Genomic DNA, 26,934 nt, shown 5'->3' with positions numbered 1-26,934 from the left:
ATTTGCTAGTAAATTTGCAAACAAAAAAACAACTAAATTTAAAGGTTCAAGAATGAAAAAAATTACATTCGCGGTTTTAGGCGCAGTAGTATTTTTGACGAGCGGTTGCTCTTTTAACAACCCTTTTGCCTCCGACGACGCAACATCGGCAAAGCAAGACATCGTCATCCAAAAGGTCGATAAAGAAGACATCAGAAGCGTGATGAAACAAGAAAAGATGATATACGATATCGAACCGGCCGATGCGGTATTTGGCGCCGTGGGCGAGGGTATCGCTCCGACCAACACCGTCTCTCATGCCCAGTCTCTAGCCCTAGCTAAACGCGCTGCCATCGCCGATGCGCACAGACAGCTAGCCGAGAAGCTATACGGAGTCAAGATAAACTCCAAAGATACGGTTAGAGACGCGATGCTTAGAGACTCGACTATCACGGCTCAAGTAACAGGCCTTATCAAAAACGCTTCCATCGTCGAGCACGACTTTAAAGACGGGCTATATCGCGTCAGAATGGAAATGAAAATAGACCAAAGCAAGTGGCAAGAAATTTTTGCTTACTGATTGCCGCTGCGGCGCTTCTTTACGGCTCGGAGGAGTTTATCCTCTGGGCCAAAATCTCCACTAAAAATCACACTGTCGCTTACGACGATATCGCACTTTCAAAAGCGATGGTTCTAAGCGAGCTAGAGTACGAGTATCTATGCGAAATAAACGCCCCAAAGCGGCCTGTGCAAAGTTCGCTAGAGTTTTTAAATCTACATAAAAACGAGCTTTTCGAGTGCTTTTTGCCATACAAATTTAAGGTCGAAGACCGCTTCGTCCAACGCAACAAAACTATGAACTCCGCAACCGACCTCACGCTATTTCCAGTGCGTTTTACTGTGAAATTTAAGCCCTCTTCGGCTATCATAAGCATATTTAAAAACAAAGAGTAAAAGATGAACATCGTAATAGTAGAAGACGACATAAATATGCGCAAGTCCCTAGAGATCGCGCTTAGCGAATACGACGATCTAAAAATCAAAAGCTATAAAAGCGCGGTCGAGGCGCTTAAGAAAATGGGCGAGGACGTCGATCTCATCATCACCGATATCAACATGCCTCAGATGGACGGACTGGAGTTCATCAAGCGCCTGGAGGGTAAATTTGACGTCATTATAATGACGGGCAACGCGACGCTAAACAAAGCCATCGAGAGCGTGCGCCTGGGCGTAAAGGACTTCCTCACGAAGCCATTTGACGCACAAACGCTGTACGAGGCGATAAAAAGGGTCGAAATTTTACGCCGAAAACTGCCTGCTGCGAGTCTAAAAGCCGCGCAAAACGGGTCAAATTTACAGGCCGATTCGACCGATTTCGTCGCTAGCTCGCCCGCGCTTGCTAATGCGTTAAATTTAGCCTCGCGCGTCGCAAAAACGGACGCTTCGGCGATGTTAATGGGCGAGAGCGGCGTGGGCAAGGAGCTGTTTGCCAAATTTATCCACAAAAACTCGCCGCGCAAGGACGGTCCGTTTATCGCGATAAACATGGCCGCTATCCCAGAAAATTTGATAGAAAGCGAGCTTTTCGGCTTTGAAAAGGGCGCATTTACCGACGCCTCGGCGATGAAAAAGGGGCAGTTCGAGCTAGCAAGCGGCGGCACGCTGTTTTTAGACGAGATCGGCGAGATGCCGCTAAATCTGCAGCCAAAGCTCCTGCGCGCGATCCAGGAGCGCGAGATCACGCGCCTTGGCGCCACAAAAAGCGTCAAGATCGACGTTCGTATCGTATCCGCGACAAACGCGAACCTACCCGCGATGATCAGCGAGGGTAAATTTAGAGAGGATCTGTTTTACCGCCTAAACACCGTGCCAGTCGCCATCCCGCCGCTAAGAGAGCGAAAAGAGGAGATCTTGCCTATCGCAGAGCGCTTTTTGAAACAAAGCTGCGAGGAGTTTAATCTCGGCGAAAAAAGCTTTTCCGAAGCGGCGGTAAAAGAGCTTGAAAACTACGATTTTCCAGGCAATATCCGCGAGCTAATCTCCGTCGTGCAACGAGCGGCGATACTTAGCGAAGGCGAGGAAATACAACCGGGCGATCTTTTTTTGCAGGCTCGCAGCAGAAAATAGCTTAAATTTAAGCTTTACGCGAGTAAAATAAGCGAAATTTTAGCTTAAATTTTAAATTTAGTCGGCCGAGACGGCGACGCTGAAAATGCGGCGTGCGACTCGTCAAATTTGGGCGGCAAATTTGAATATAAAAGAAGTTAAATTTGACCGCAAATTTGAGTTAAATTTAATGGGTAAGAGCGATTGCGATTAGCTTTATGTCAAAAACCTAAATTTAGTCCGTGAAACCCGATAAATCTTTAACGTTGCGTCAAGCCAAATAGGTTTGTTGCAGGGCGGCTTTGCCGACCGAGAAGTAAAAATAAAGGAGTCTAAAATGAGAAAATTTAACGTTGCCGTCGTAGGCGCAACCGGCGCAGTCGGAGAGGAGCTTTTCCGCGTTATGGAGGAGGTGGATTTCCCGGTGGGCGAGCTACTACCGCTAGCAAGCGCAAAAAGCGCAGGCACCCAGATAGAGTTTAAAGGCAAAAGCCACAAAGTTGTGGAGCTCACCGAGACGGTTTTTGACGAGCACGAGATCGATATCGCGTTTTTTAGCGCGGGCGGATCGGTATCCGAAAAATACGCCAAATTTGCAGCCGCCAGCGGCGCCGTCGTCATCGACAACACCAGCCACTTTAGGATGGACGCGGACGTGCCGCTAGTCGTGCCCGAGTGCAACCCGCAGGACATCGCGCAGTGGAAAACCCGCGGCATCATCGCCAACCCAAACTGCTCGACCATCCAAATGGTGCAAATTTTAAAACCGCTAGACGACGCGTACGGAATCAACCGTGTGGACGTCTCGACCTATCAGGCGGCTTCGGGTGCGGGCAAAGAGGGCATGGAGGAGCTAGTCACGCAGCTACAAAAGTTTTTCGAGTTTAAGCTTGATGAGTGCGAGCCGAAGGTCTTCGCGCACCAGCTAGCCTTTAACGTCATCCCGCACATCGACGTATTTTTGGACAACGACTACACCAAAGAAGAGATGAAAATGGTCAATGAGACCCAAAAAATCCTCCACAAAAATATGGAAGTGAGCGCGACCTGCGTGCGCGTGCCGGTGCTTCGCAGCCACTCAGAGGCTATCACGATTCATTTTGACAGAGACGTGGACGCCGCAGCTGCGCGCGAAGTCCTGCGCAAGGCGCCTAGCATCGTGGTCGTGGACGAGCCTGCTGCGAAAAAATATCCAATGCCAAGCATCTCAAGCGACACCAACGAGACCTACGTCGGACGCATCCGCACGGACAACTACCGCAAAAACGTCCTACATCTATGGTGCAGCGCCGACCAGATCCGCGTGGGAGCGGCGACCAATGCCGTAAGAATCGCGCAAAAATGGATAGAGATGCAGGAATAGCCCGCACGCGTTTTGTTAAATTTGCCGAATTTACGCTTTGATTTGACGGGAGCGCCTTGCCTCGCCTTGGCGTAGATTCGGCTAAATTTTACTTGCTTTATTTTTTTAAAATTTGACGCATAAATTCACCCGTATCTTTACGGTGCAAACTACCGCAAGTAGGCTTAGCGGGTAAATTCAACAAACCTTCATCGTACTTAAATTTACAACCCCAAAAAATCAAATTTGTCCAGACGCCACGCATGGCTCACAAGCAAAACTCCACAAAATTCAAATTTAACTCCGCCACAAAAACGACCCGGCCGCACTGCCCCAAATTTACCGTTAAACAAGAGCCTGCTCCACGTCCTAGCTTTAAGGAAAATATTATAAAATACGCGTTTTATTTTTTAACAAAGGGAATTAATGCGTAAAACTTTTGAAAAAATCCTGCTCTTTAGCAACAACTTCACGCTCCTGCCCGTGGTCTTTGGCTTGCTTGGCGCTATCGTACTTTTCGTCATCGCCAGCTACGACGTAGGCAAGGCTTTCGTCGCCGTTTATCACTACTTTTTCGGCGATTTTCACCCCGAGAACTTCCACTCAGACGTCGTCGGCGACATCGTGGGCGCGATCGACCTCTACCTCATGGCGCTCGTGCTTTACATCTTTAGCTTCGGCATTTATGAGCTGTTTATCTCCGAGATCGAGGAGCTCAAGCAGTCCAAACAGAGCAAAGTCCTCGAGGTACACTCGCTCGACGAGCTCAAAGATAAACTAGGCAAAGTCATCATCATGGTGCTTATCGTTAACTTTTTCCAGCGCGTTTTGCACGCAAATTTCACCACTCCGCTTGAGATGACCTACCTTGCGGCCTCGATTTTGGCGCTTTGCTTGGGACTTTATTTCCTACACAAAGGCGAGCACTGAGGCTTTTTGCGAGCCTGGATTCGGGCTCGCTTTTTAAATTTCACTTCAAATTTTACCGCCGTGCCGCATGTGAATAACTTTTAAATTTTACCTTTCTCATTAAGTTTGATTTCAAAATTTCGCCAAATTTAAAGCTATATAAATTTAAGTTCTATTTTAGTAATAAATGCCGATTTTATGGGCTTTAGAGATTAAATTTAGGATTACAAGATAAGCATAAATGATATAAATTATTTCACTTTTCACTCCGTGAAAAAAATGTGAAAAGTTACGTTTAATTTCTAGCTTTTTCGGGTAAATTTGACGCGGTCAAATTTGATCGGCATGACCCGCATCTTTACGGCATAAACCAAAATTGATTTGAATTTTCTGGTTGCAAATCGGGAGTTAAATTTTATGTTTCAAAAAATAGCCGTAAATTTAAAAACGGCGCACGCTTACCGCATACGCCGCCAAGGGGTATTTTAATCAAAAATAGCGGCAAAAGCGCCACCTAAAATCAGTCAAATAGCGAATTTACGCTTTCGTTGTGATACACGCGCCTGATCACTTCGCCGAAAATCGGCGCAACGCTGAGCACTTTTATCTTTTCGTTTTCTTCGCGAAGCGGTATCGTGTCGGTCACTACTAGCTCGTCTAGCGCGCTATCTGCGAGGTTTTCGTAGGCTTTTCCCGAGAGCACCGCATGCGTGCAGCACGCCATGACCGAGGTCGCGCCGCGCTCTTTAAAGACTTTAGCCGCCTTTACTATCGTGCCGCCCGTGTCGATCATATCATCGACCAAGATCACGTCCTTGCCCGCCACGTCGCCGATCACGTTCATTACTTCGCTCTCGTTGGCCTTTTCGCGGCGTTTATCGACGATGACGATATCCAGATTTAGGGCTTTTGCGACGCTTCTAGCGCGCGCGACGCCGCCGATATCGGGACTAGCGATGATAGGATTTTTGAGATTTTTGTTTTTGATGTGATCGTTAAAGATGATCGAGCCGTAGAGGTTATCGACCGGGATGTCGAAAAAGCCCTGAATTTGGCCTGCGTGAAGGTCGATCGTGACGACGCGGTCGATACCCGCCGTTTGCATCATATTTGCCACGAGTTTTGCCGTGATAGGCACGCGAGGAGCAGCCTTGCGGTCTTGGCGCGCATAGCCGAAATACGGCACCACCGCCGTTATCGAGCTAGCCGAGCTACGCTTAAGCGCGTCGGTTAGGATCAAAAGCTCCATCAAATTTACGTTTGCGGGCGCGCAGGTAGGCTGGATGATAAAAATATCCTTACCGCGCACGCTCTCGCCGATCTGCACGCTGATCTCGCCGTCGCTAAATCGTTTTACGGTAGCTTCGCTAAGCGGAAGCGATAAATAGTGCGAAATTTTCTTTGAAAACGCCGGATTTGCGGTGCCTGAAAAGATTTTGTAACCTCTCATAACGATTAACCTTTATAAAATTTTTCTCTAATTTTACCGAACTAAAACTTAAATTCGTAGATTTTTGCGGATAAATTTTATCTTTTGTCGGCTCAAATTTGAGCTTTTGATGTGCTAGTTCGGGCTACCGACGAAATAATCTTTTTAAAAACTATACGGCGCCGACTGCTTTAACAGAGCTATTTTTGAGACAAATTTTACCTCTAGCTTTAAAATATCGCGAATTTATCTCGCGTCAAATTTACAAATTTAAGCCTAAAAATCCTTTGTCGCAAACAAGGCAAACAAAAATGCGAGGACGCGGGTGAAATAAACACCCGCAACCATACTAATTTAATCCGCCACGCCCATCATCACGCTTGAGTATTCGCCCTGCTTGACGTCCGTTTTTTCAGGCTTTTTAACGATCATCCTATCCTCTGTCAGTCCCGCCTGCACTAGGGCCGCCTTGATAGCCTGAGCTCTTGCGTTAGCAAGTTCCAGCAGCTGCTCTTTTTTCACCTCGATGCCTTTTAGCGCAGCTTCTCTCAGCGCCTTTTCGTCGCTGCTTTTTTCTTTAGGAGCCAGCGACGCGAGCGCTCCTGCGTAGTCTTTACCGGTTTGATTCATCGTTTGGCTTATTTTTTCGTTTAGTATCGCATTTTTTAGAGCCGTTACGTCCACATCCGAGTAGGCGGGCGTGATACTTAGTTTCATCTTAGGCTTTGCCGTGGTTAGCTTGATAAAGTCGGCTATCTTAGCCTGTTCAGATACGATGAGCTCGGCATTTGCAGGCATAAAGTCGATAGTGTTTAGATCCTTGCTACTTAGTCCGAGCATATTACCCAAAAATCTAAACGGAGCTAGCGTGATGTCTGCAAACAGCTTCTTTACAGCTTCCCAGACGATGCCGCCGTATTTAAAGTCCGGGTCGTTTAGGTCGCCCGTCACCGGCAGGTCGATGTTTATCTGATTGTTTTGATCGCTCAGGATCGAGATAGCAAGCGATAGGGGCAGGTTTACCGCGTCTTTTGACTCGACCTTTTCGCCAAGCGTGAGAGTATCTAGATTTACCACGTTGCTACCGTTTAGCTTAGAGTCCTTAACATCGTAGTTTAGGGTCAAATTTAGCTTGCCTTTTTCTATCTTGTAGCCTAAAAACTGTCCACTATAAGGCGTGACGTCGACTAGATCGATATCTTTAAAGCTAAATTTGACTTCCGTGCTCTTTTTCGGATCATACGGCAGTAGCTTGAGCCCGATCTTGCTAAAGCCGCTCTTGCCGACCACGCCCTCAAACGTACCCATCGTCGGGCGAGTGCTGTCGATATCCATCAGCACGCCTTCTAGCTTGGTTATCTTGGTCGCAAACGGCATAAATAGCGACGCGTCGGAGAAGTCTACGTCGCCGTTTTCTACGAGGATATTTTTGATGGCGAAGTCAAACTCGCCCTCTTTTTTCTGAGGTTTTGCGGCTTCGACAGGCTTTTCGTTTTTAGGGGCGGCTTGTTTTGCGTCCGCTTTTTGCGCCTTTTCGCTCTCGCTCTTTTTCACTAGACTGCTTAGATTTAGCTCGCGTTCTTTATTTAAATGCGCCTTTAAAAACGGTGCGCTCAGGGTAACGCGCTCTAAATTTAAGAAATTTTTCGCAAACGAAATTTTAGAAAGTTTGAGATTTTTAAAAGCGAACACCTTGTCGCCAGAGCCGTCCGCAAGCTCGATGTTTGCGATGTTTGCCTTACCGCTTACGGAGGCGTCCGCGGCGTATTTTACATTTAGCTCGGCATTTAGCTCACCGCTTTTTAGACTCGCGTCCAGGTAGTTTTTAGCGTAGACGAAGTAGCGAGGCAAATTTGCATCGCTTAGCTTCACGTCCGCTTCGATATTTAGAGGCTTTGGCGTGATTTTACCCTTAATAGCCAAATTTAGCTTTTGCGAGCTTTTCATGTCGATTTTGGCACTCACTGGCGCAGCTAAATTTTCGCTGATATTTTGCAAATTTACATTTAGCCCGTCAAATTTATGCGCTATCTTTTGACCTTCGAAAATGTGCGTTACGCCGATATCAGCACCCGTAACAGAGAAGGTTTTGACGCTAAATTTAAAACCGTTTTCCATATTTTTCGCGCTTTTTTGCTCGGTTTTTTGGCTCTTTTTCGCGGCGTTTTTTTCTGCCGTTTTTTGAGATTTTGTAGATTTTTTCGCGTTTTCGGTTTTGCTTTTTGCTTTTGTTTTGGCGGCTGTTTTTTCGCTGTTTAAACCAAGCTCGCTAATAGCGCTAAGTTCGCCGTTTTCTTTTATATCGGTTGCAAATTTAGGCTTATTTATGTTGATGCTTTCGATGCGAAGCGCGGTTTTGGCTAGATCAAAATCCGCGTCCTTCACGCCGATTTCAGCGATGGTAGCAAGCTCTTTGTTTTTTGTTTTTAGCGCGATTTTTTGCACTTTTACTTCGCCGATAGAAGCGGCACTGGCGTTATTTTCTAGCGTAAATTTAGGCGCGTTTACGATGAGTTTTTCTAGGCTTGCCGCGCTGTTTTTACCTACGGGAGCGGAGGCGACGTTAAGCGTCAAATTTTTTAGGCTAGCAGCGATATTTTGCCCTTTTATTTTAGCATCCAGCTCGCTTGCGTTCGCGTCTTTTAGCTTTATCTCGCCGACGCTTTTTTCGGTTAAATTTATCCCGCTAACGCCCAGGGCTTTGAGCGCTGCGGAGGCGTTTATATCGCCCTTTTCGTTTATATCGGCCTTGAGTGCGATGCCGCTTAAATTTAGACTGTTTAAATTTGCCTGCGCCTCGCCTTTAAAGCTCGTATTTTTAAATTTTATCTCACTAATATCGGCCGCAAAGCTCCTTTTTTCACTAACGTCGGCGCTTATCTTGATGGCGGGCAGATCAAGCTCCTCTAGGCTCAAATTTTGCCCGTCTAGCTGCGCTTCAAACGACTTTAAATTTAAAGCTGCGTTTTTTAAACCAGCCTTGATAACGCCGCCGTCCTCGCTTAGTTCGTAGCTCATTTTAGCGTTTATAAGCGCGCTGTTTATGCGTAGATCTTGCGTGTCGATGAAGCTAAGAGCGACGGGACGGACGTTAAAGTCCTTTAGGCTAAGCTCACCGTAAACTCGAAGCGGCGCGAGGTCGATGCCACCCTGCCAGTCTAGCTTTTGCGCTAGCGTGGAGTTTGCATCAAAAACATGCTTGCCCGCGCTATTTTGCTCGGTATTTATGCCTGAGATTTCGTAGTTTATGCCTTCAAATTTGGCGCTAAACGGCTGTTTTAAACTCTCGTCCGAGTAGGCAAACGAGCCGCCGATTATCTTTGTGCTGTTTAGAGCGAAATTTATGCTGCTAGTTTCGTTGTTCTCGGTGCTAGTAGCGTTTGACTCGCCTAAAAATGCGGCTAAATTTAGCGTGCCGTTTTTATCTCTAGCGATATTTACGCTAGGGCTTTCAAGGCGCAATATATCGACTTCTGCTAGCTTGTTAAATAACGAAAAAGGCTTAAGCTTGACGTCGATTTGCTCCGCGCTAAAAAGCGGCGCGGTCGTGTTTAGCTCGGGGCGAGTGACGTTTAGCTCGAAGGTAAAGGGGTTAAATTTAGCCTCCGCCACGCTAAGGCTAGCGTTCATGTCTTTTAGCTTTGCGGGCAGCGTATTTTTGAGCGCGTAAGGTACGCCAAAAAAGCCGACAAGCGTGTAGATGAGTAGCAAGCCCGCAAGTGAACCCAGGATAATAAGAGCGATTTTTTTACTTTTTTGCATAAATTTGCCTCGATTTTTTTGGCGAATTTTACAAGGATTTTGATTAAAGAGCGGTTATTTTGGCAAATTCATACGAAAAATTAGCGCCGTTTCTTAGAAAATTAAAGCCGATATTTGATGCAAATAAACAAAAATCAAATACGGCGCAAGATCTCTTTTTGACAAAACTTGGCACCCGTAAACTACGGAGATAATTTAAAATCTAGTCGACAAAATAGCGATTTTACTGTAAAATTCGGAATCAAATTTGTCAAACCGGGGATCAAAAATGTTTCAGGCTTTCAGAATTTACGATTTTATAAAAAGCGATGAAAATAGCGATTTTTACGGCGTATTCGTCGATAGACTCTATCCTCGCGGAGTGAAAAAGGAGATATTTTGCTCGTTTTTATGGCTAAAATCCGTTACTCCGTCAAACGAGCTTAGGTCTTGGTTTCATGAGGACAAAGAGGCTAGATTTGAGGAATTTAAAGTTAAATTTAAGACCGAGCTAGCCGATAAAGAGGCGACGGCAGGGCTGAACGAGCTAAAAACTCTAGAAAAAAAGCACGGCAAAATCGCTCTATTAACCGCGACTAAAGATATAAATTTAAGCCACATTGCGGTACTTTTAGAGTTGCTTGAAAGCAAAATTTGAATTAACTTTTATTTTTATATTTTTTGCCATGTTAGGCCGATTTTTAAATCCGCTTTAAGTTTATAGATAACATAAAACAAAAATTATAAAAAGTAAAATTTGACCGCCCGAAGCGATCAAATTTAAAGGCGTAAATTTACAGGATAAATCCGCTACCTATAACTAGCTCGCCTCTGTAAAATACCGCGAGCTGCCCGCTAGCCACGCCAAACGCGCTCTGCTTTAGCTCGATCTCGGCAGTGCCGCCCTCTAGCACCTTTACGTGCGCGTTTAGCCCGATGCTGCGATAGCGCACCTTGACGTCGCAGTCAAACTCGCTCTCGTCCACGAACAAATTTAGGCTATTTACCGCGATTTTACCGCGCTCAAGCTCCTCTTTAGGCCCGACGACGATGCGGTTATTTTGCGCGTCAATAGAGAGCACGAAATGCGGCTCGTGCGCCCCAAACACCTCAAATCCGCGCCTCTTGCCGATCGTGTAGTGCATGTAGCCGTTGTGTCGTCCGATCACCTTGCCGGCACTATCGACCACGTCGCCGGGCAGGTCGGTCTCGTAGTGCTTGTTTAGCACCTCGATATAGGTATCCTCGACGAAGCAAATCTCGCTGCTCTCGGCCTGCTCGCCGTATTCGCGAAAGCTAGGCAAAGATTTTGCCAGCTCTTTTATATCTTTTTTAAATTTGTCCCCGAGCGGGAAAAGCATATCGGCTATGATCTCTTTTGGCACCTGCGCGACGAAGTAGCTCTGATCCTTGCTAGGATCGGCGGCGACTCTGATCATGCCCTCTTGCACGCGGATATAGTGGCCGGTGGCGAGCTTTTCGCAGCCGATACTTTTGGCAAATTTTAACAGTTCGCCAAATTTGATAAAGCGGTTGCAAAGCGCGCATGGATTTGGCGTGCGCCCCTCTTTGTAAGCACCAACAAATGGCGTATAGACGTATCTATCAAACTCGTCTTGCAGATCGAGCACATGATAGCTTATGCCCAAATACTCGCACGCGCGGGCGACTTTGTCGATGTTTTGCTCGTGGTAGCCGGGCTTTTTGTGTAGTTTCATATAGCAGCCCACGACCTCGTGACCCGCTTCTAGCAACATTTTGGCGCTCATGGTGGAGTCGACGCCGCCGCTCATGGCTATTAGTATTTTCATTTCTCTTTCCTTTGTAGGGCAAGCGCGCCTCACGAGCGCTTTTAAACGAGCTTGAAATTTTCGGTCTGCGGCAGGCTACATGCCTAGCCTTGACGCAAAAATTCTGCACAACGCTTAAATTCGTCTCGTGATTCATCGCTTGTGATTTTTTGTAAAAGTGTTTGTAAATTTACAAATCTCGCCCTAGCCCCACAATAAGGCAAATTCGTATAAATTCGGTGCGATTATATAAAAATTAGCTTAATACGCTATAAATTTGATAAGCTTAGGATCGCAAGCCTAGCCGGCGCTCGGCATGTTTGCTACTGTTTTTTGATAGATAAAATTTGACGCAAAACCTAAAAATTAGCCCAATACTTTATCTTTTTACTCAGTCCAAAATCCCCAAAATCTCGTCCCGCACGGCGTCTAGATCATCGCTGATCGTATAAAGCAAAAGATCCTCCTCGCTGACGGCTTTTTCGCGTATCAGCGTAGTTTTGATGAAATCATCAAGCTTACTCCAAAACTCGCTGCCGATGAGGAAAATTTTAGCTTTTTTGGCGCCGATTTGCGCGAGTACTAGTATCTCAAACAGCTCATCAAGCGTCCCAAAGCCGCCAGGAAACACCAAAAACGCACTCGAGCGCTCGATGAGGGCAAATTTGCGAGCGGATAAATTTGAGAAAACAAAGTTGCTCGTGGCGTATTTATTCGTCACTTGTTCAAACGGAAGCACGACATTTAGACCTATTGACGGACTTTTGCCGCTCTCGTACGCTCCTTTGTTCGCGGCCTCCATCACGCCAGGCCCGCCGCCGCTAACGACGGCAAAACCGCCGTCGGCAAGCTCTTTTGCTAGGTTAAAAGCCATTTTACAGTATTTACTATTTTCGTCAAATCTAGCCGAGCCGAAAAACGTAACGCTAGGATTTTTATAAGTCGCAAAATCCCTAAATTTGACCAGATCGTTTAAAATTTCATCCATTATTTCTCTTTGCGGTTAAATTTACGCGCCGTAGTTATGCGCCCAAATTTTAGAAAAAGGAGCAACCTAGCTAAAGCGAGGCTAAATTTAGCCTCTTATTTCTAAATTTAACCTTATCTAAGCTGTTCTAAGCGCTCTTTTTTCGTGCCGATCTGAGTGATCTGGATGCCGAAGTTGCCGTCTACGATGACGACCTCGCCTAGAGCTACGACCTTGTCGCTGATCAAGATCTCAAGCGGATCGTTTGCTAGCTGATTTAGCTCAATGACAGAACCTATGTCCATCGTGAGCACGTCTTTTAGCAGCATTCTTTTTGAGCCGATACGCACGTGAAGCGGCAGGCGTACATCCATTATGAGCCCGATATTTCGCATTTCCTCGATGCTTAAATCGCCTTTTGCAGGAGTTGCTTGCTGGGCCGGTTCTTTGTGATCTTTATTTAAAAATTTCACCAATGCAAAGTCAAGCACGACGGCGATTTGCTCACTGACGTCTCCGATTTTAATGGAATAGACGTATATTTTTTCAAATGCGTTCAAATCAAAATTTGCGCTCTCGTCGAGGAAATTTACCTTTGCGACTTCGAAATTTAGCTTCGGCATGCCTTTTTGCGCGCCAAGGCTCGTGGAAAACGCACCCATAATATTTGAAAACACCTCTTTTGCGGCGTCTAGCTCGTCCTCGCTTAAATTTTCGTTGCGCGAGATCTCTTCTTCTCCGAGCATCCACTCCCCGATCGCGCTCATTAGCACCGGCGTGGCTACTAGTATCATTTTTGCGGTCGTATCGCCGCTAACGGCTATGTTTGCAACGGCTAGAGGCGGCTTTATGCCTTCTTGTTTGGGTGCGTCGTATTCGTTTCTCTCGCCTATTTCAGGCGTCCTACCCGTTAGCCCTTCAATTGTAGCCTTTACCTCGTTTACGAAAATTTTAAAAAAATCATTCATTGTTTTCATCCTCGCCTAATATATCATCATCATCGTAGTATTCGTCCTCATGCTCAGTGCTCATTAGTTTTGACCTGCGTTCTTCCTCATACTGCTCGAGGATGTTTTTGATCTCGTCTTTGTCGCTTCTGATTAGCTCTTCTATACGGATAGATTTTCTAAATCTATGCAGCCCGACTTCGGCTAAAAATACCTCTTTTTTATCGATCGTAACTATAGCTTTGTCGTTTGCCGAGCGGTCAAGACGCAGTATGTCGCCCTCTTTTAAATTTAAAAACTCGTTTACGCTAACGATACTTTTGCCCAGTATCGCCTCATATAGCACCTCGGCGCGTCCTATTAGCGTTTTTAACTCTTTGTTTCGGCTCTTTTTCGCGCTCGTTTCGCCAAGCATTATATCGCGGTTGGCTAGGCGGCTTAAGATCGGTTCAAGGTAGATAACCGGATAGCAGATATTTATCATGCCGCTTGAGTTGCCTACAATGATCTCCATGACGACCATTATCACGATCTCGTTTTGGCTTACGATTTGCACGACGTTTGGGCTACTTTCTTTTGCCTCGACGTTTGGATACATATCGGTGATCATCGACCAGCTCTCTTTTAGGCGCTGCATCATCATCCTCAGGATCGCATCGAGTAAATTTACCTCGATATCGGTTAGCTCCCTGCTAGTCTCAAAGCCCTCGCCGTTACCGCCTAGCAAGCGATCTATCATCGGAAACGCGATGCTCGGGTTTATCTCCAAAACGCAGTTGCCGTCAAGCGGTTTGATCGAAAAGACGTTAAAGCTAGTGGGACTTGGCAAACTCATCAAAAACTCGCCGTACGTCATCTGATCGACGCTGTGCAGACGGATCTCCACGATACTTCTCATAACGCTTGAAATTTGAGAAGCCAAATTTCTCGCAAGCTTGTCGTGTATGCCCTTTATCGCGCGCAGCTGCTCTTTACTCACGCGGTTTGGGCGTTTAAAATCGTAAATTATTACCTGCTGCTGTTCTTCTTTTTTTGATTTTTCGCCGATAGATTCGCTAGCATCGTCGTCGTCCACGACTTCTAGTAGCGCGTCTATCTCTTCTTGACTTAAAATGTCCGCCATTATTTACCCTCAAGCTTTTTTCTTATTTTTTCCATCAAGCGCTTATGGATCTGCGAGATTCTGCTTTCGGTTATTTGCAAAATTTCGCTGATCTCTTTTAAGCTCAGCTCTTCGTAATAATAAAGCTGTACGATGAGCTGATCGCGCTCCTCAAATTCGTTTAAAATTTGAGTTATCTTTTCTATCAAATCCTCTTTTTCGACCCGTTCTAGCGTATTCTCCTCGCTCATTAGCTCCATTTGATCGTCGATGTTTAAGACGGCGACGACGGCGCTCACGTTCCTTGCTTCGCTTACTTTTTCTACGTCGATACCTAGCTTTCCTGCGATATACGCATCGTCGGGTTCGCACTCAAATTTATTAAAATACTCATTTACCAAAGCTTCGATAGACTTTACCAAAGTTCGGTCCGAGCGACTAACCACGTCAAGCCCGCGTAAAAAATCAAGCATCGCGCCGTAAACTCGCTTTTGCGCGTAGCCCCAAAACGAGTCGTTTTGCTCTTTGTCGTATTTTCTAGAGAGCTTTACCATCTCCTCCAGCCCGGCGCCGATCAGGTCGCCAACGTCAATATGAGCGGGCAAGCGCTCCTTTAGCCTGAAAGCCATCGCACGAAGAGCGGGCGTGTAGGCTAGCACGACCTCGTCTTGTTCCTTTTTCAAATTTGAGGCATAAGGATTATGCGGCTTTTGCATTTCTTTCGCCATTTTTGCCTAGCGTTTGCTTTATTAGTATATTTTCGCTAGTTATCTTGCTTAAAATATTATCTATACGCTTTTCTCTTACTCCAAGTTCAGCTATAAGATAATCAGCTGCTTGTTCATATTGTTCTTTATCAAATCTCTTTTTAACCGACAATCTTACGTCGATATAGTTCATTATGATAACGTGAATCACGAGATAAAAGAAAAACGTAATCACAAAAGTATAAAGTAGTATTTGTATTGGATCATTCAACTTTAACGTCGAAAAAACGACTCCCGTAAAAAATCCGCAAACAGTAAAAAATGCTATAAAATTTTCCGCTTTCAAAATTAAATCCTAATATTAAAATTGCTCTATCATACGCCTAAAAAAGGCGCTAAAGCTATTGACTTGACCATCTTTAAGCACTTTTTGTTCCAATCTTGAAATAAGCCTTTGAGCTATCTGATTTAACTCCAAGCTCGGCAGACAAAATTCGCTATCGTCGGTAAATAGCGTGCGCTGTTTTATACTACGAGAGACGTTTTTATCCTCGCTAATAGCTCCCAAAAACTCCAAATTTAGCGGATTTTCGATATTTGCCTTGGCTACTTTTTGGATATGCTCAAATATCCTCATCGCCTCTTTTTCGTTTTTTACCATATTAAAAACCATCAAAAGATTGTCTTTGTCTTTTGATGTGATTTTTATAACGGCATAGGCATCAGTTATCGCGGCAGGATCGGGCATAGTAACCACCACGACCTCATCGGCAGCCTCTAAAAATAACCGCGTGTTTCCGCCTATACCAGCGCCCGTATCGATGATGATAAAATCAAGCCCGTCAAGGTTCGCCGATTCGGCAAAAAACTGCTCGCATAAAAATTGATTGTTAAATTTTAGTATTTCCTCACCGCTTTCGCCAGGAATCAATGTCAAATTCGGCTTTATCTCGATCAAAATATCTTTTAAGGAACATTCGCCTTTTAGTACGTGGAGCAAATTTTTATTAACGCGTACGTTTAATATAACGTCTAAATTCGCTAGCCCGATATCCGCGTCAAAAAGAGCGACTCTATACCCGCTTTTGGCCAAGACGTTAGCCAAATTTGCGCTTATAGTGCTTTTGCCGACTCCGCCCTTTCCGCTGGTTACGGCGATAAAATACGTAGTTTTTGCCTTGGCTTGGGCAGCCACTATGCCTTTTAGTTTCTCAGCCTGATTATTCATTATGTTCCTTACTAAATCCCTCTAATACGCAGCTTACTAAAAATTCGCTCTTTGCCACCAAGATATCGTCTGGCACTTCCTGTCCGACGGAGAAAAAACTAACCGGCTTGTTCGTCTCGTAAACTAGCGAAAATACATTTCCGAAAATCTTCGTCTCGTCAAATTTAGTGACAATCAGCGTATCGATGTCAAGAAAGCTAAAACCGTTGTAAATCTCAAGCATATCTTCGATCTTTGCCCCGGCCGATAGCACCAGATGCACGTCTATATGCGCATCCGTACTTTTTATAAACTTTTCTAGTCTTGATAGCTTTTCTTTATCGTACTGCGAGCTGCCCGTGGTATCTATTAGGATCACTTCGCAGTGATTTAGCTGCTTTAGTGCGTTTTTAAAGTCCTCAACCTCGATAACGTCAAGGATCGGTAGCTTCATCATCTTTGCGTATTGAAACAGCTGCTCGACCGCCCCGATACGGTAGGTATCAAGCGTGATAATGCCTGTTTTTACTCGCCTACCGTCTCCGTAAGCAAATCTTGCAGCAAGTTTAGCAAGAGTCGTGGTTTTACCAACTCCGGTCGGTCCAACTAGCATCATTATCTTTTGTTTTCTATCATCCTCTTCGCTTCTGCACGGCAGCATCTTTCTAAGTAACGAACTAAAATATCTCCTAACCGCAGTAGGATTAGCCTTCATCTGGGGCGACATATTTTCCACGGTTATTTTCATTATCTGCTCTAGGTGCTCCTCTTTCATGCCGCTATTTTTGGCGTCCTTATAGATGCCGGCAAACTCGGGCGGTATGCTTAGGTTGTTTCTAGCGCCCGCTCTCTCCTCCCAGAACATATCGGCTATCATATTTACTTTTTCGCTTAGCATACTTACCTGCCTTGCGACGTCGTCTATCTTTTTATCGTAGTTTTGATCTTGGCGACTAGGCATAGTTTCGATATTTGCTATTTGGCTTATCTCTTTTGCGGCTTTTGAGATGTTTAGGAGTATGTCCTCGCCGCTGTTTTGAGCGGTTTTGTAGTTTTGATTTTGCGAGGCTGAGTTCGTGGAGTTTTGGCTAAAATTTGCCGCAGCTAAAGCGCTTTGAGCTTCGACTTCAAAAAGCTCGCGCTCGTCTAAAATGATCTTTTGCGGTCTTTCCTCTTTTGCTGCCTGAGCGCGCAAAAACTCCTCGTAGCCTTTTAAATTTTGCTTTTGAGGTTGATTTTTTTTCTGCTCGCTCGCGTCCTCTTCGACGCTAACTAAAATTTCATAAAGAGGCTTTTTATTTATCGTCTTTGGCTGAATTTGCTTCGTCGTTACCAAGATCGCCCTCTCACCGCACTGAGCCTGCGCCTTTTTGAGCGCCTCCATACTGCTCTCGCCGGTAAACGTATAAAACTTCGTCGCCAAATCTTCTCCTTCGTTTCTCGCTAAATTTAGCCGCCTCTAGCCAAAATCGTCGCGGCAAAGGCTATGCATTTTTCGTTCCCGCTTCAAATTTAGGCTTTGCAGCCGCTAAATTTTAAAATCTCACTCCGCTTTTGCTAACGCGCTTCATCGTCCCAAGCGGCAAAATCACGCTAGCCCTGCTTTGTGCGCCGGGATGGGGCAATGTTAGCCGCGCGTCGTTTCTACTTCGTCCGCTAAAATACAAAATATCTATATCAAGCGTCCTAGGCGCGTTTTTAAAGCTTCTCACGCGTCCGAAACGCTTTTCTAAATTTGCCGTTATTTTTAAAATTTGCCTCGCGGCAAGGCTCGTTTGCACGAGCATTACGGCATTTGTAAAATCAGCCTGCTCCTTAAACCCAAACGCCTCGTTTATGAGGAGCGCCGAGTTTTCTACGATGTGAAACCTGCTGTCTCGGCTAAGTTTAAAATACAGCCCATTAAAGCGCTTTTTCACGTCGCCGATATTACCGCCAAGCCCCAAAATAACGCTATTTTTAAAGCCCGGTCTAAAATCAAAAACCTTCGGGAAAAAGAGGCATTTGCCAAACCGTCTCGCCCCCGCTACCCTCATAAAATTTCGGCCCCGTTTTCGCGCACGACCACGACGTCCTCGATGCGCACGCCAAACTCGCCAGGCAAGTAAATCCCCGGCTCCACGCTAAAGACCATCCCCTCTTTTAGCACGACCTCTCCGCGCTTTGAGATAAACGGAAGCTCATGAATATCGACTCCCACGCCGTGTCCCGTGCTGTGAAAAAACGCCTCGCCGTAGCCCTTAGAGGCGATAAAATCCCTAGCCGCCGCGTCAATCTCGCGCGCCTTTTTGCCGGGCATAACCGCCGCGATAGCAAGAGCCTGCGCCTCTTTTACGATTTCGTAAATTTCTTGCCGCTTGGCGTTTTTAAAATTTTGCTCTTTGCCGAAGTTAAAATTTTCGTCAAAGCACGCCGTACGCGTCCTATCCGAGCAGTAGCGGTTAAATTTAACCCCCGCGTCAAGCAGGAGCAAATCGCCCTGTCGCAGCCGCTTTTTACCGGGCAATGCGTGCGCTTTGGCGGCGTTTTCGTTGATAGCGACAATAGGCGAAAAGCTAAGCGCAAGCTCGCCCTTTTTCTTAAAGATGAGCTCGGCGTTAAAAAACAGCTCCTCTTCGCTCATTCCTTCACCGCTAGCGCGCACGAACGCGGCGAATTCGTCAAATCTTTCGGCGCCCAGCTGCGCCGCGCGTTTTAAAATTTTTATCTCGTCTTCTGATTTTACTATGCGCGAAATTTGCGAAAAATTCGCCCGCGCCTTAAATCTTATCCCAAGCCCCTTGCTTAGGGCTTCCCACTCGCCCGCGCTAAAATCGTACGGGTTGTAGCTAAGCTCACGAGCGCCCGCCTTTCGCAAAAACAGCCGTGCGTCTTTTATCAAATTTCGCTCGACCTCGATCACTTCGGTGTCTTTGCAAAGTTCGCGCGCTTCAATGCTATAACGCGCATCGGTGAGGAAAAATTTGCGCCCCGCAAGACTCAAAAATATCGCGTTATCGCAGCTGTATCCGCACTCGTGGTAAACGGCATTTTCGTCCTTTAGGATAAAATTTTTCAACTTCGCCCTATCTTACTCCGCTTTTTCTCTCGCGGCTCTTAGAGCTTTTATCTGCTCGAAAATTTGTAAAATAGCGATCATAGCTAGGTGATAGCCCACAGGCCCAAAGCCCACGATCTGCCCCGCAGTCACCGGCGCTATGAGGCTTTTTTGGCGGAATTCTTCGCGGCGGTGGATGTTGCTGATATGTACCTCGATGACCGGGAGGCCGACGGCTGCGATAGCGTCGCGGATTGCGATAGAGGTGTGCGTGTAGGCGGCTGGATTTATGATGATGCCGTCAAATTCGCCAAAGCACTCTTGGATTTTATCGACGAGTTCGCCCTCGAAATTGCTCTGAAAAAACTCGATCTCGATGCCGTTTTGCTCGGCAAAAAGCTTCATCTGCGCGTGGATATCCTCCATCTTCATCGAGCCGTAGATATCAGGCTCGCGCGTGCCCAGCATGTTGATATTCGGGCCTTGGATGACCATTAGTTTAGATTTTGTTTCCATTTTTAGCCTTTTAAAAGATTTAAATTTAGCCTTGATTATACATTTTTTAAGCTAAATTTTCGCTACAATCACGAAAAACAGGAGCTTAAAAAATGATCATCGTTAAACCAAAATTTACAATGCTATGCGACGAAAATTTTACCGTTTTAGAGGATGCGGCGGTCGCTTTTGATGAACGTATCAAAGCCGTTGGCGAGGCCGAGCAGCTGCGAAAAAGATACGATGGCGCGCGGTTTTTTGAGTACCCGGACGCCGTTTTGGCGCCCGCTTTCATCAACCCGCACGTGCATCTGGAGTTTAGCGCAAACAAAACCAGCCTCGTTTACGGCGATTTTTTAGAGTGGCTAAGCTCGGTTATCGCCTCTCGCGGCGCGCTCTCACAGGCGGCAAACAACGCCGTCATCGCCGCTGCGATAAAAACCATGCAGCGTAGCGGCGTGGCTAGCTTCGCAGCGGTTTCTAGCTTTGGCGGAGATTTAGACGCCTGCGCGAACTGCGGCGGCAGAGTCGTGTTTTTTAACGAAATTTTAGGCACGAACGAAGCTGCGCTCGAGCAAAATTTGGCAAATTTTATCACTCGCTTTGAAGCGTCGCAAAAGCGCAAAAGTCCGCTTTTTACGCCCGCTGTTTCGGTGCACTCGCCCTACTCTACGCACCCTGATTTAGCTGCCGCGGCACTAAATTTAGCCCGCGAGCGGGACTTAGTCGTCTCAACGCATTTTATGGAAAGCCGTCACGAAAAAAACTGGCTAGAGGGCGGCACGGGCGGCTTTAAAGAGTGGCTGGGCAAATTTAAACCCGCTGCGCGCCCACTTTATACGCCAAGCTCGTTTGTGGCGATGTTTGCTGGCGTTCGCACGCTCTTTACACACTGCGTTTGGGCGGATGATTTTTCGGGCTTTGACCGCGAGCTTCACAGTCTCACACACTGCGCGGTTTCAAACAGGCTGCTTAGCAAACGCACGCTAAATTTACGCGCCGCGCTGGATGCGGGAGTGAGCGTAAACATCGGCACGGACGGGCTTAGCTCAAATATGAGCTTAAATTTCCTTGACGAACTGCGGGCAAATTTGCTCATTCATGCAGATTTTGATCCGCTAGAGCTGGCTAAAATTTTACTCTTAGCCTCGACTAAAAACGCCGCAAGCGCGCTAAATTTAGAAGTAGGCGAGATAAAAGGGGGCAAGCTAGCCGACCTCGCGCTCTACGGCGGTTTTGCAGACGCTGACGCGACGCAGCTACCGCTCATGCTCATCTTGCACGCGAGGGGCTGCGAGCGGCTATTTGTTGGCGGCGCAGAGGTAAATTTAAAGCAAATTTAGCGACGATTTAAATTTGCCGCCCCGCCAGAGGCACGCCGCAAAGCGAATTTAAAGGAGAAAAAATGGAAACCAAAATCGGCGATCTCTTCGCTGTAAAGCTTAAGAGGCGGGACGCGTATTTTACCGCGCAGATCCTAAGCGCTCAGATGGGGCTCGTCGCGCTCGTTTTGGACGGCTTTACGAGCGTGCCGCCCAGCCTAAAAGAAGCGGCTAAGCTTAAGCCGTTTTACTTCGATCATCACTTTTGGGAGCGCGGAGAATTTTATCTCGGCACGGATGAAATTTTAGATGCCAAGCCCGTTTTCATCGGCAATGCCGCTTCGATTTGCGAGCCGTCCGAGTGCGTGAGCCTGCAAAGCATCGAACAGATCTACATGCAGCTTGCATGGAACGAGCTTCCCAAGGATATTCGCGCCAAATTTAAATCCGCTCGCAAGAAAAAACTTGAAATTTCGCAGCCCCAAAGCAGAGAATTCTACGCCGATTTAGCGCGTAAAAATCCGTTTTGCTACGAGATAAAAAGCAAAATTTGGGATGAAAATTTGAAAGATTTTTTAGGAGCGACGCCGATGATGACGCAGCTTGAGCTAAACTGCGTCGGCAAAAGCCTAGATATCTCGCGCACGCGCTTGCAGCAGCTCGTCTTGCACGCAAGCGGCACGGAGGAGATCACGCTAAACGGCTCGCTGTGGCGACTCGCGATAAATGGCGATACCTCGCGGCTAAAGAGCGTGCGCTGCCCCTTTGACGGTGAGCTTTTGAGTGTTCAGCTAGAGCTAAACGGCGGCGAGTTTTGCATTCGCGGGCTTGAGAAACTGCGCGATCTACGAATATTTTCGCAACGCGGCGAGTACATAGATCTTGCATGCGTTGCGGCGAGTTTTCCGAATTTGCGCGAAATTTTTATTAACGCACAGGGCGGCACGCTAAAAAACATCGACGCGCTTGCCAAATTTAAACACCTAAAAGACGTCTGGCTAAGCGACGTTTACGGATTTGAACGCTTTCCGACGAGGGCGCAACTACCGCATCTAAAGCGCCTTTGGCTCTGGTCAGCACCCAAAAGCGCCTGTGAGGCCGCTAGAGCGCAGTTTAAAGATATAGAAAACTTCGCAGTCAGACAACCGCGAAGCAAGCAGTGGCTAGCGGCAAATTTAAACAACCCGCTACGCGGCTGGGACGGCAGAGAGGGCGTGAGTGCGGCGACAGCCAAAAAAGCTATGAAAGCTTACATAGATGCGCATAAGAAGCTAAGCGCGCTCGAAGCAAAGCCCGCAAGAGACGAGCTCAAGACTGAGAAAACCGAAATTTTAAAAGAATTTATCGCCGTTTTCAACGCGATAGACGCCAAGCATAGCATCGACACTATGGAGCGCGAGGAGATTTGGGAGGCGTTTTGCAAGTTAGCCGAGCTTGCAGCAGTGGATGCAAAAGCCCAAGATGCAATTTGGGAAACAAATGCAGAATTCTAGCCCGTCACCGGCCTTACGTACGCTTTAAAGTAAGTTAAATCAAAACCGATTTTTACGCAAATTTAGATGTCGAGTTTAAGGCTAAATTTGCGCCTTTAAACTAATCTAAACAAACTGCGTCGCCAAATTTAACCAAACGACGAGTAAAATTTGACACACGCTAGAGAATAGCCACAAAATTTAACTCCACATCTCAAATCTGGCCCGCTAGCTAAATTTATAAATTTAAATGGTAAAATGCGCCCCGATTTTAAATAAATTAAAGGAAAAAAATGGGATTTTTGAGATTTATTTTTGCGCCGATTGTGGCGATTTTTAGGTTCATAAACACCTATTTTAAGGCGATGCTCTTTTTACTCATCGTATTTTTGATATTTTTTAGCGGCAAAGGCGAGAGCGTAAATCCGCCAAATCTAACACAAATCAACCTCTCAGGCGCGATCATGGACGCAAACGAGGCGCTAGAAAAGATCGAAGCCGCGCGCAAGGACGGTAACATCAAGGGCGTGCTGCTTTATATCGATAGTCCGGGCGGCGCGCTAGCGCCTAGCGTCGAGCTGCACCTCGCGGTCAAAAATCTGCGCGCCAAAAAGCCAGTGGTCGCGTATGTGGGCGGGTCGATGACGAGCGGGAGCTACTACGCAGGTGCGGGCGCGGACAGGATTTTGGCAAATCCGGGCGCGTTTATCGGATCGATCGGCGTGATAATGCAAGGCGCCGACGCTAGCGAGCTAGCAGCAAAAATCGGCGTCTCACAGCAAGTCGTAAAGGCGGGCGAGTATAAAGAGGCGGGGACCTTTGTGCGCCAGTGGAGCAAAGTCGAGCGCGAGCAGCTACAAGAGCTCGTAAACGCTAGCTACGAGATGTTCGTAAGCGACGTGGCAGCCGATAGAAATCTAGACGCGAACAAAAGCAAAGAGTGGGCAAACGCGCGGGTATTTCTCGCCAGCGATGCCGCAAAACTCGGGCTCATCGACGAGGTGAGCGATTATTATTCGGCGCGCGCCGAGCTAGAAAAGCTAAGCGGCGTGGCCGAGCCCGTCTGGGAAAAGCCGTCCGTCTACGAAAAAGCGATGCAAAAATTTATAAATCAAGGCACTAACTCGCTAATCTCGGCGTTTTTTGAAGCTAAGGCAAGGTAAATTTAAAGGCGCGACGTGAAAATAATCTCGAAATTTAAAGACAACTACGACTTTATGGTCTCAAAATACGGCCTTGACGAGACGCTAGTCTACGACCGTAGAAACTCGACTCCGGTAAGCGCGGATAAGCTATGGAAGTTAAACAAAATAGATCAAATAGATTTTGAGCGAAAACTGGGCGGACACCGATTTGCGGGCGGTAAATTTATAAATTTAAACAAAACCGACATCAACGATGTGCCGCGCCTGCTACACTCTATCATCTTTATCGGTAAAAAATTAGTTCATATTTTCGCCGCTGATGGCGAGATCTATACCAGCCTCGATCTAAAAGAAACCGATAACAAAACTGGGATCTTGACGTTTAACAACGATTTGCGCGCCTATCCCGTTTCGCAGTTTTGGCAGATAGGCGATCGCGCCACGAGAGAGGATATTTTGCTCGACATAAAATACCCCCTAGACGCCACCTGTGAAAAATCGTTAAAAAACATCGTTCGCGACGGCAAAGCGATAAGCGCAGACGAGATTTTAAATGCGCCGATCGTGCTTTTTAAAAAAACGAAAACTACCGACTTTGTAGCGATAAATCCGCAACTTAGCGCGATAGGGCTTTATCTGGATGCTGATTTCGTTTGGCAAAGCTTAGTAGAGTTTTTATCCGCCAAAAAGGACGCCCAAGCCCCAGCAGGCGCAATCCCAAACGATATAAAAATCGCCGGTAAGGGCTTTGACGTAAAACGCTCGTTTCGTCCGAATATGAAGTAGTGTAGCTAAATTTTTCTTGCTGGATAAGCGCCTATTTGGATTAAATTTAGCGATAAAATTTGAAACTAGACTTCGGTGCAGCCAACCAAGCGCAAACAGCTAATTCAAATACCAGGCAAGTAAAATTTATCCGATTTTAGTACAAATTTGCGAGCCAAATTTGACGCAACAAAACGCAAACTCTCAACTTTATCGCAATGAAATTTGATCAAATTTAACGCAATCAAAAACTCGCCAAAGCTAAATTTGAGCGCGAGTTAAAAATGCCAAACCGCTCGCCAAACACCACGCCGCAGTCAAATTTAAACCTCCTCAAGCCCCATCAAAAGCCTAATAGCAAGGTTTGCCTCGTGATTTGCACAGATCGCCACGCGAGCGGCCATAAGCCCCTGCCCTACGCCCGCAGCGTTTTGCAGATCGCCGCACAGATAGACGTTTCGCGCAAATTTGACCGTTTTTATGAGATTTGAGCTAAAGTACCCCGCCATGCCCGACGCGCCGACGATCTTTTTGTCCCGTAGACTCGCGCCCGCCTCGTTTACCATCATCGCCTTACCCGCGACGTTGTCAAATGCCTCGCAGATGACGCCGCACGGCGCGAAGATCTCGGCTACGTTGCTCGCGTCTAGCGTCACGTCGTGCGTCACGACCTCGACGAATGGATTTACCTCGGCGATGAGCTCTTTTAGCGCGTCCGTCTTTTTCATACCGATGTGGCGGACGAAGTACTGCTGGCGGTTTAGGTTGCTAGGCTCCACGACGTCAAAGTCGGCCAGCACGAGCTTGGCGACTCCCGTGCGCGCTAGGCTTAGCGCGATATTTGAGCCAAGGCCGCCAAGTCCCGCCACTCCCACGCAACCGCTAGCTAGCGCCGAGTTTAGCTCGGGGCTGTTTCTGGAGGCGATCATGGCCTTTAGCACTTCTCGCCCGGGCATCACGCCACGCCTGATAAATACGACGTTTGAGCCGTCTTTTAGCTCTAAATTTTCCTTCGTCGCAAAGCCGTCTAGGATAAAGATATCGGGCTCGCTCGCGTTAAATTTAGCTAGAAATTTATACATCTCGCCGTTTTTATCGCCCAGAGCCTCGTTTTTCAGCTCCTCCATCGTGTTTGCCGCGACCTGAAATTTCGCTCCGTTTAGCGTTATTTCTTTCATTTTTCTCCTTTAAATTTATAAAATCATTTAGCTAAATTTGACGCACTCTAGCCAAATCTCGCTCAAATTTATACCATCCGTAAACGTCGCCCTCAATCTCGCCGTGAAATAGCGGTTTGAGCTTTAAATTTAACCTCGCCGCGGGTGCGTCTAAAAACTCGCTCGAGCGGTAGAGTAGTAGCCATTTTACACGTTCGTCTAGGGCTTTTAGTGCGTTTTCGCCGCCCTCAAACATCGTTAAACGCGGCGCAAAAGCTTCGTTTATATCGCTTGACACGCGCACGCTCCTGCCTTCCACGCCAAACAGCGGTATAGACGCGTCAAACTCGCGCTCGCGCGAGTATATCATCACGTTTGGATTTTTGCCGCGCTCTATCAGCCTGGTGTCTAGCCTCGGGCGGTCGGCGCGGACGGTAGCGCCCCCGATAACTAGCAGCTCGGCCACGCTGCGCAGGCGGTGAGAGTGGGTACGGCTGGCTAGATTTGAGATGATCTTGCTCTGCGCGGTACCGACTGCGACGCCGTTTGCGCTAAGAGCGAGCTTGAAAAAGCTAAAATTTCCGCTCTGCCACGCGAGAAACGGCTCTACTAGATTGTCCGCCTCGCGCCTTAACACGTCAAATTTGACCGATATGCCGCTGCTTTTCAGGATTTCAGCGCCGCCGCTTGCCACGGCGTTTTCGTCGCCTCTAGCGATGACGACCTCGGCAAATTTTAGCCGCTTTAAAAGCTCGGCACATGGCGGAGTTTTGCCGCGGTGGGCGCAGGGCTCGAGCGTCACGTAGGCCTTGGCGCCTTTTAGCAGATCGCCGTGATTTTGCAGGATGTATTCGTAGGTGAAATTTGGCTGTAAGTCCGCATTTTCAAGCTCAGCAGCACTTTCAAATTTGACGCCAAAAGCCGCGTTATACGCGCGTAAAAAATCCCTTAAAAACGCCTCGCTTTTTTGGCAAAGCGCCAACAAAATCGCGCTTGGCTCGGCGTGTAAAAAGCCCGCCTTTTTATGCGCAGCGACTGAAAGCAACCTACCGCTGGCATCCAAAACCACGCAGCCGACGGCGGGATTTGGGTAGGTTAAAATTTGAAACTCCCAAGCCTTTTTTATGGCTAGAGACATGTAAAATTCGTCGTTTATCATCGTTTTTGCCTAGTTAAATTTTGGGGTATTATACTAAAATTTGCGCGGCTAATTTTTAAATTTGACACCCGTATTTTATTTGCTTGTCCGCCAAACCCGCACCTTCGCGGCGTAAATTTATCTCCAAACGATATCAAGTTTAATCTCACGAAGTCA

Annotated in this window: 25 protein-coding genes; 10 read left to right on the top strand and 15 right to left on the bottom strand. The window is 46.9% G+C overall.

The features are described 5' to 3' along the window. Positions 1–52 precede the first annotated feature (52 nt). The 5 genes from CSUNSWCD_RS09325 to CSUNSWCD_RS09305 all read left to right on the top strand — a co-directional run bounded on the left by CSUNSWCD_RS09325 (position 53) and on the right by CSUNSWCD_RS09305 (position 4,357). Entirely contained in the window at positions 53–559 is a 507-nt protein-coding gene (locus CSUNSWCD_RS09325; protein ID WP_009496234.1) for an LPP20 family lipoprotein, read from the top strand. After that, positions 535–933 carry a hypothetical protein gene (locus tag CSUNSWCD_RS09320; RefSeq protein ID WP_009496232.1) on the top strand — a complete coding sequence of 133 codons (399 nt, stop codon included), beginning with the start codon at positions 535–537 and terminating at the stop codon, positions 931–933. Before CSUNSWCD_RS09325 ends, CSUNSWCD_RS09320 begins: the two co-directional genes overlap by 25 nt. A gap of 3 nt (positions 934–936) precedes the next feature. Next, a complete protein-coding gene (locus tag CSUNSWCD_RS09315; RefSeq protein ID WP_009496231.1) occupies positions 937–2,106 on the top strand; it encodes a sigma-54-dependent transcriptional regulator in 1,170 nt (389 codons plus the stop codon). 316 nt (positions 2,107–2,422) lie between these two features. Continuing rightward, entirely contained in the window at positions 2,423–3,448 is a 1,026-nt protein-coding gene (locus tag CSUNSWCD_RS09310) for an aspartate-semialdehyde dehydrogenase (protein WP_034964778.1), read from the top strand. A gap of 405 nt (positions 3,449–3,853) precedes the next feature. After that, a complete protein-coding gene (locus tag CSUNSWCD_RS09305) occupies positions 3,854–4,357 on the top strand; it encodes a YqhA family protein (RefSeq protein ID WP_009496227.1) in 504 nt (167 codons plus the stop codon). A 499-nt stretch (positions 4,358–4,856) separates the two neighbouring features. Here the strand turns inward: CSUNSWCD_RS09305 and CSUNSWCD_RS09300 are convergent, their stop codons facing one another. After that, complete coding sequence (locus tag CSUNSWCD_RS09300) at positions 4,857–5,786, bottom strand: ribose-phosphate pyrophosphokinase (protein WP_009496225.1); 930 nt, start codon at positions 5,784–5,786, stop codon at positions 4,857–4,859. 333 nt (positions 5,787–6,119) lie between these two features. Next, positions 6,120–9,527 (bottom strand): DUF748 domain-containing protein, encoded by a 3,408-nt coding sequence (locus CSUNSWCD_RS09295; RefSeq protein WP_009496223.1) that lies wholly within the window; start codon positions 9,525–9,527, stop codon positions 6,120–6,122. A gap of 268 nt (positions 9,528–9,795) precedes the next feature. Here CSUNSWCD_RS09295 and CSUNSWCD_RS09290 point away from each other — a divergent pair, with 268 nt between their 5' ends. After that, positions 9,796–10,164: a DUF488 domain-containing protein gene (locus tag CSUNSWCD_RS09290; protein WP_009496221.1), complete on the top strand. Its 369-nt coding sequence runs from the start codon at positions 9,796–9,798 to the stop codon at positions 10,162–10,164. Positions 10,165–10,300: 136 nt separating this feature from the next. On the opposite strand, the gene mnmA is transcribed toward CSUNSWCD_RS09290, so the two are convergent. From mnmA to aroQ, 11 genes are all read right to left on the bottom strand, one after another. Then, positions 10,301–11,317, bottom strand: a complete 1,017-nt coding sequence (gene mnmA / locus CSUNSWCD_RS09285; RefSeq protein ID WP_009496220.1) for a tRNA 2-thiouridine(34) synthase MnmA — start codon at positions 11,315–11,317, stop codon at positions 10,301–10,303. Positions 11,318–11,687: 370 nt separating this feature from the next. After that, positions 11,688–12,284 (bottom strand): LOG family protein, encoded by a 597-nt coding sequence (locus CSUNSWCD_RS09280; RefSeq protein WP_009496218.1) that lies wholly within the window; start codon positions 12,282–12,284, stop codon positions 11,688–11,690. Between the two features lie 113 nt (positions 12,285–12,397). Then, on the bottom strand, positions 12,398–13,231 hold the full coding sequence (fliY, locus tag CSUNSWCD_RS09275; RefSeq protein ID WP_009496217.1) for a flagellar motor switch protein FliY: 834 nt from the start codon (positions 13,229–13,231) through the stop codon (positions 12,398–12,400). Next, on the bottom strand, positions 13,224–14,333 hold the full coding sequence (gene fliM / locus CSUNSWCD_RS09270) for a flagellar motor switch protein FliM (RefSeq protein WP_009496216.1): 1,110 nt from the start codon (positions 14,331–14,333) through the stop codon (positions 13,224–13,226). The genes fliY and fliM overlap by 8 nt, the downstream gene beginning before the upstream one ends. Beyond that, positions 14,333–15,028 carry an RNA polymerase sigma factor FliA gene (locus tag CSUNSWCD_RS09265; protein WP_206159216.1) on the bottom strand — a complete coding sequence of 232 codons (696 nt, stop codon included), beginning with the start codon at positions 15,026–15,028 and terminating at the stop codon, positions 14,333–14,335. Before CSUNSWCD_RS09265 ends, fliM begins: the two co-directional genes overlap by 1 nt. Further along, complete coding sequence (locus CSUNSWCD_RS11780; protein ID WP_241091397.1) at positions 15,012–15,212, bottom strand: hypothetical protein; 201 nt, start codon at positions 15,210–15,212, stop codon at positions 15,012–15,014. Before CSUNSWCD_RS11780 ends, CSUNSWCD_RS09265 begins: the two co-directional genes overlap by 17 nt. 168 nt (positions 15,213–15,380) lie before the next feature. Then, positions 15,381–16,247: a MinD/ParA family protein gene (locus CSUNSWCD_RS09255; RefSeq protein ID WP_009496209.1), complete on the bottom strand. Its 867-nt coding sequence runs from the start codon at positions 16,245–16,247 to the stop codon at positions 15,381–15,383. Then, positions 16,240–17,610 carry a flagellar biosynthesis GTPase FlhF gene (gene flhF, locus CSUNSWCD_RS09250; RefSeq protein WP_482764024.1) on the bottom strand — a complete coding sequence of 457 codons (1,371 nt, stop codon included), beginning with the start codon at positions 17,608–17,610 and terminating at the stop codon, positions 16,240–16,242. The genes CSUNSWCD_RS09255 and flhF overlap by 8 nt, the downstream gene beginning before the upstream one ends. Positions 17,611–17,761: 151 nt before the next feature. Next, the gene (gene folK, locus CSUNSWCD_RS09245) at positions 17,762–18,262 is read right to left on the bottom strand and encodes a 2-amino-4-hydroxy-6-hydroxymethyldihydropteridine diphosphokinase (protein ID WP_009496072.1); all 501 of its coding nucleotides are present in this window, start codon (positions 18,260–18,262) and stop codon (positions 17,762–17,764) included. Then, positions 18,259–19,284: a M24 family metallopeptidase gene (locus CSUNSWCD_RS09240; protein WP_009496071.1), complete on the bottom strand. Its 1,026-nt coding sequence runs from the start codon at positions 19,282–19,284 to the stop codon at positions 18,259–18,261. The genes folK and CSUNSWCD_RS09240 overlap by 4 nt, the downstream gene beginning before the upstream one ends. A 12-nt stretch (positions 19,285–19,296) precedes the next feature. Then, entirely contained in the window at positions 19,297–19,779 is a 483-nt protein-coding gene (aroQ, locus tag CSUNSWCD_RS09235) for a type II 3-dehydroquinate dehydratase (RefSeq protein ID WP_002952968.1), read from the bottom strand. A 92-nt stretch (positions 19,780–19,871) separates the two neighbouring features. Here aroQ and mqnF point away from each other — a divergent pair, with 92 nt between their 5' ends. From mqnF to CSUNSWCD_RS09215, 4 genes are all read left to right on the top strand, one after another. Continuing rightward, the gene (gene mqnF, locus CSUNSWCD_RS09230; RefSeq protein ID WP_009496070.1) at positions 19,872–21,101 is read left to right on the top strand and encodes an aminofutalosine deaminase family hydrolase; all 1,230 of its coding nucleotides are present in this window, start codon (positions 19,872–19,874) and stop codon (positions 21,099–21,101) included. A 62-nt stretch (positions 21,102–21,163) separates the two neighbouring features. Continuing rightward, positions 21,164–22,573 carry a hypothetical protein gene (locus tag CSUNSWCD_RS09225; protein ID WP_009496069.1) on the top strand — a complete coding sequence of 470 codons (1,410 nt, stop codon included), beginning with the start codon at positions 21,164–21,166 and terminating at the stop codon, positions 22,571–22,573. A gap of 272 nt (positions 22,574–22,845) precedes the next feature. Continuing rightward, positions 22,846–23,715, top strand: a complete 870-nt coding sequence (gene sppA / locus CSUNSWCD_RS09220) for a signal peptide peptidase SppA (protein ID WP_009496068.1) — start codon at positions 22,846–22,848, stop codon at positions 23,713–23,715. 15 nt (positions 23,716–23,730) lie between these two features. After that, the gene (locus CSUNSWCD_RS09215) at positions 23,731–24,483 is read left to right on the top strand and encodes a hypothetical protein (RefSeq protein ID WP_009496067.1); all 753 of its coding nucleotides are present in this window, start codon (positions 23,731–23,733) and stop codon (positions 24,481–24,483) included. Positions 24,484–24,785: 302 nt separating this feature from the next. Here the strand turns inward: CSUNSWCD_RS09215 and thiF are convergent, their stop codons facing one another. After that, positions 24,786–25,640 carry a sulfur carrier protein ThiS adenylyltransferase ThiF gene (gene thiF / locus CSUNSWCD_RS09210; protein ID WP_009496065.1) on the bottom strand — a complete coding sequence of 285 codons (855 nt, stop codon included), beginning with the start codon at positions 25,638–25,640 and terminating at the stop codon, positions 24,786–24,788. Positions 25,641–25,671: 31 nt separating this feature from the next. Next, positions 25,672–26,778, bottom strand: a complete 1,107-nt coding sequence (ribD, locus tag CSUNSWCD_RS09205; protein WP_009496064.1) for a bifunctional diaminohydroxyphosphoribosylaminopyrimidine deaminase/5-amino-6-(5-phosphoribosylamino)uracil reductase RibD — start codon at positions 26,776–26,778, stop codon at positions 25,672–25,674. Positions 26,779–26,934: the final 156 nt, after the last annotated feature.

Origin of the sequence: Campylobacter showae CSUNSWCD (assembly GCF_000313615.1) — a bacterium.
Classification (GTDB): Bacteria; Campylobacterota; Campylobacteria; order Campylobacterales; family Campylobacteraceae; genus Campylobacter_A; species Campylobacter_A showae_A.
This window is presented reverse-complemented; position numbering and strand designations above follow the sequence as displayed.

Coding starts and splice junctions, on each gene's coding strand:
- CSUNSWCD_RS11780 (WP_241091397.1), bottom strand. CDS start 15,212: ATGAACTATATCGACGTAAGATTGTCGGTTAAAAAGAGATTTGATAAA.
- CSUNSWCD_RS09325 (WP_009496234.1), top strand. CDS start 53: ATGAAAAAAATTACATTCGCGGTTTTAGGCGCAGTAGTATTTTTGACG.
- sppA (WP_009496068.1), top strand. CDS start 22,846: ATGGGATTTTTGAGATTTATTTTTGCGCCGATTGTGGCGATTTTTAGG.
- flhF (WP_482764024.1), bottom strand. CDS start 17,610: ATGGAGGCGCTCAAAAAGGCGCAGGCTCAGTGCGGTGAGAGGGCGATC.
- ribD (WP_009496064.1), bottom strand. CDS start 26,778: ATGATAAACGACGAATTTTACATGTCTCTAGCCATAAAAAAGGCTTGG.
- CSUNSWCD_RS09255 (WP_009496209.1), bottom strand. CDS start 16,247: ATGAATAATCAGGCTGAGAAACTAAAAGGCATAGTGGCTGCCCAAGCC.
- aroQ (WP_002952968.1), bottom strand. CDS start 19,779: ATGGAAACAAAATCTAAACTAATGGTCATCCAAGGCCCGAATATCAAC.
- CSUNSWCD_RS09310 (WP_034964778.1), top strand. CDS start 2,423: ATGAGAAAATTTAACGTTGCCGTCGTAGGCGCAACCGGCGCAGTCGGA.
- CSUNSWCD_RS09300 (WP_009496225.1), bottom strand. CDS start 5,786: ATGAGAGGTTACAAAATCTTTTCAGGCACCGCAAATCCGGCGTTTTCA.
- CSUNSWCD_RS09290 (WP_009496221.1), top strand. CDS start 9,796: ATGTTTCAGGCTTTCAGAATTTACGATTTTATAAAAAGCGATGAAAAT.
- CSUNSWCD_RS09315 (WP_009496231.1), top strand. CDS start 937: ATGAACATCGTAATAGTAGAAGACGACATAAATATGCGCAAGTCCCTA.
- CSUNSWCD_RS09295 (WP_009496223.1), bottom strand. CDS start 9,527: ATGCAAAAAAGTAAAAAAATCGCTCTTATTATCCTGGGTTCACTTGCG.
- CSUNSWCD_RS09225 (WP_009496069.1), top strand. CDS start 21,164: ATGGAAACCAAAATCGGCGATCTCTTCGCTGTAAAGCTTAAGAGGCGG.
- CSUNSWCD_RS09265 (WP_206159216.1), bottom strand. CDS start 15,028: ATGCAAAAGCCGCATAATCCTTATGCCTCAAATTTGAAAAAGGAACAA.
- CSUNSWCD_RS09280 (WP_009496218.1), bottom strand. CDS start 12,284: ATGGATGAAATTTTAAACGATCTGGTCAAATTTAGGGATTTTGCGACT.
- folK (WP_009496072.1), bottom strand. CDS start 18,262: ATGAGGGTAGCGGGGGCGAGACGGTTTGGCAAATGCCTCTTTTTCCCG.
- fliM (WP_009496216.1), bottom strand. CDS start 14,333: ATGGCGGACATTTTAAGTCAAGAAGAGATAGACGCGCTACTAGAAGTC.
- mnmA (WP_009496220.1), bottom strand. CDS start 11,317: ATGAAAATACTAATAGCCATGAGCGGCGGCGTCGACTCCACCATGAGC.
- mqnF (WP_009496070.1), top strand. CDS start 19,872: ATGATCATCGTTAAACCAAAATTTACAATGCTATGCGACGAAAATTTT.
- fliY (WP_009496217.1), bottom strand. CDS start 13,231: ATGAATGATTTTTTTAAAATTTTCGTAAACGAGGTAAAGGCTACAATT.
- CSUNSWCD_RS09305 (WP_009496227.1), top strand. CDS start 3,854: ATGCGTAAAACTTTTGAAAAAATCCTGCTCTTTAGCAACAACTTCACG.
- thiF (WP_009496065.1), bottom strand. CDS start 25,640: ATGAAAGAAATAACGCTAAACGGAGCGAAATTTCAGGTCGCGGCAAAC.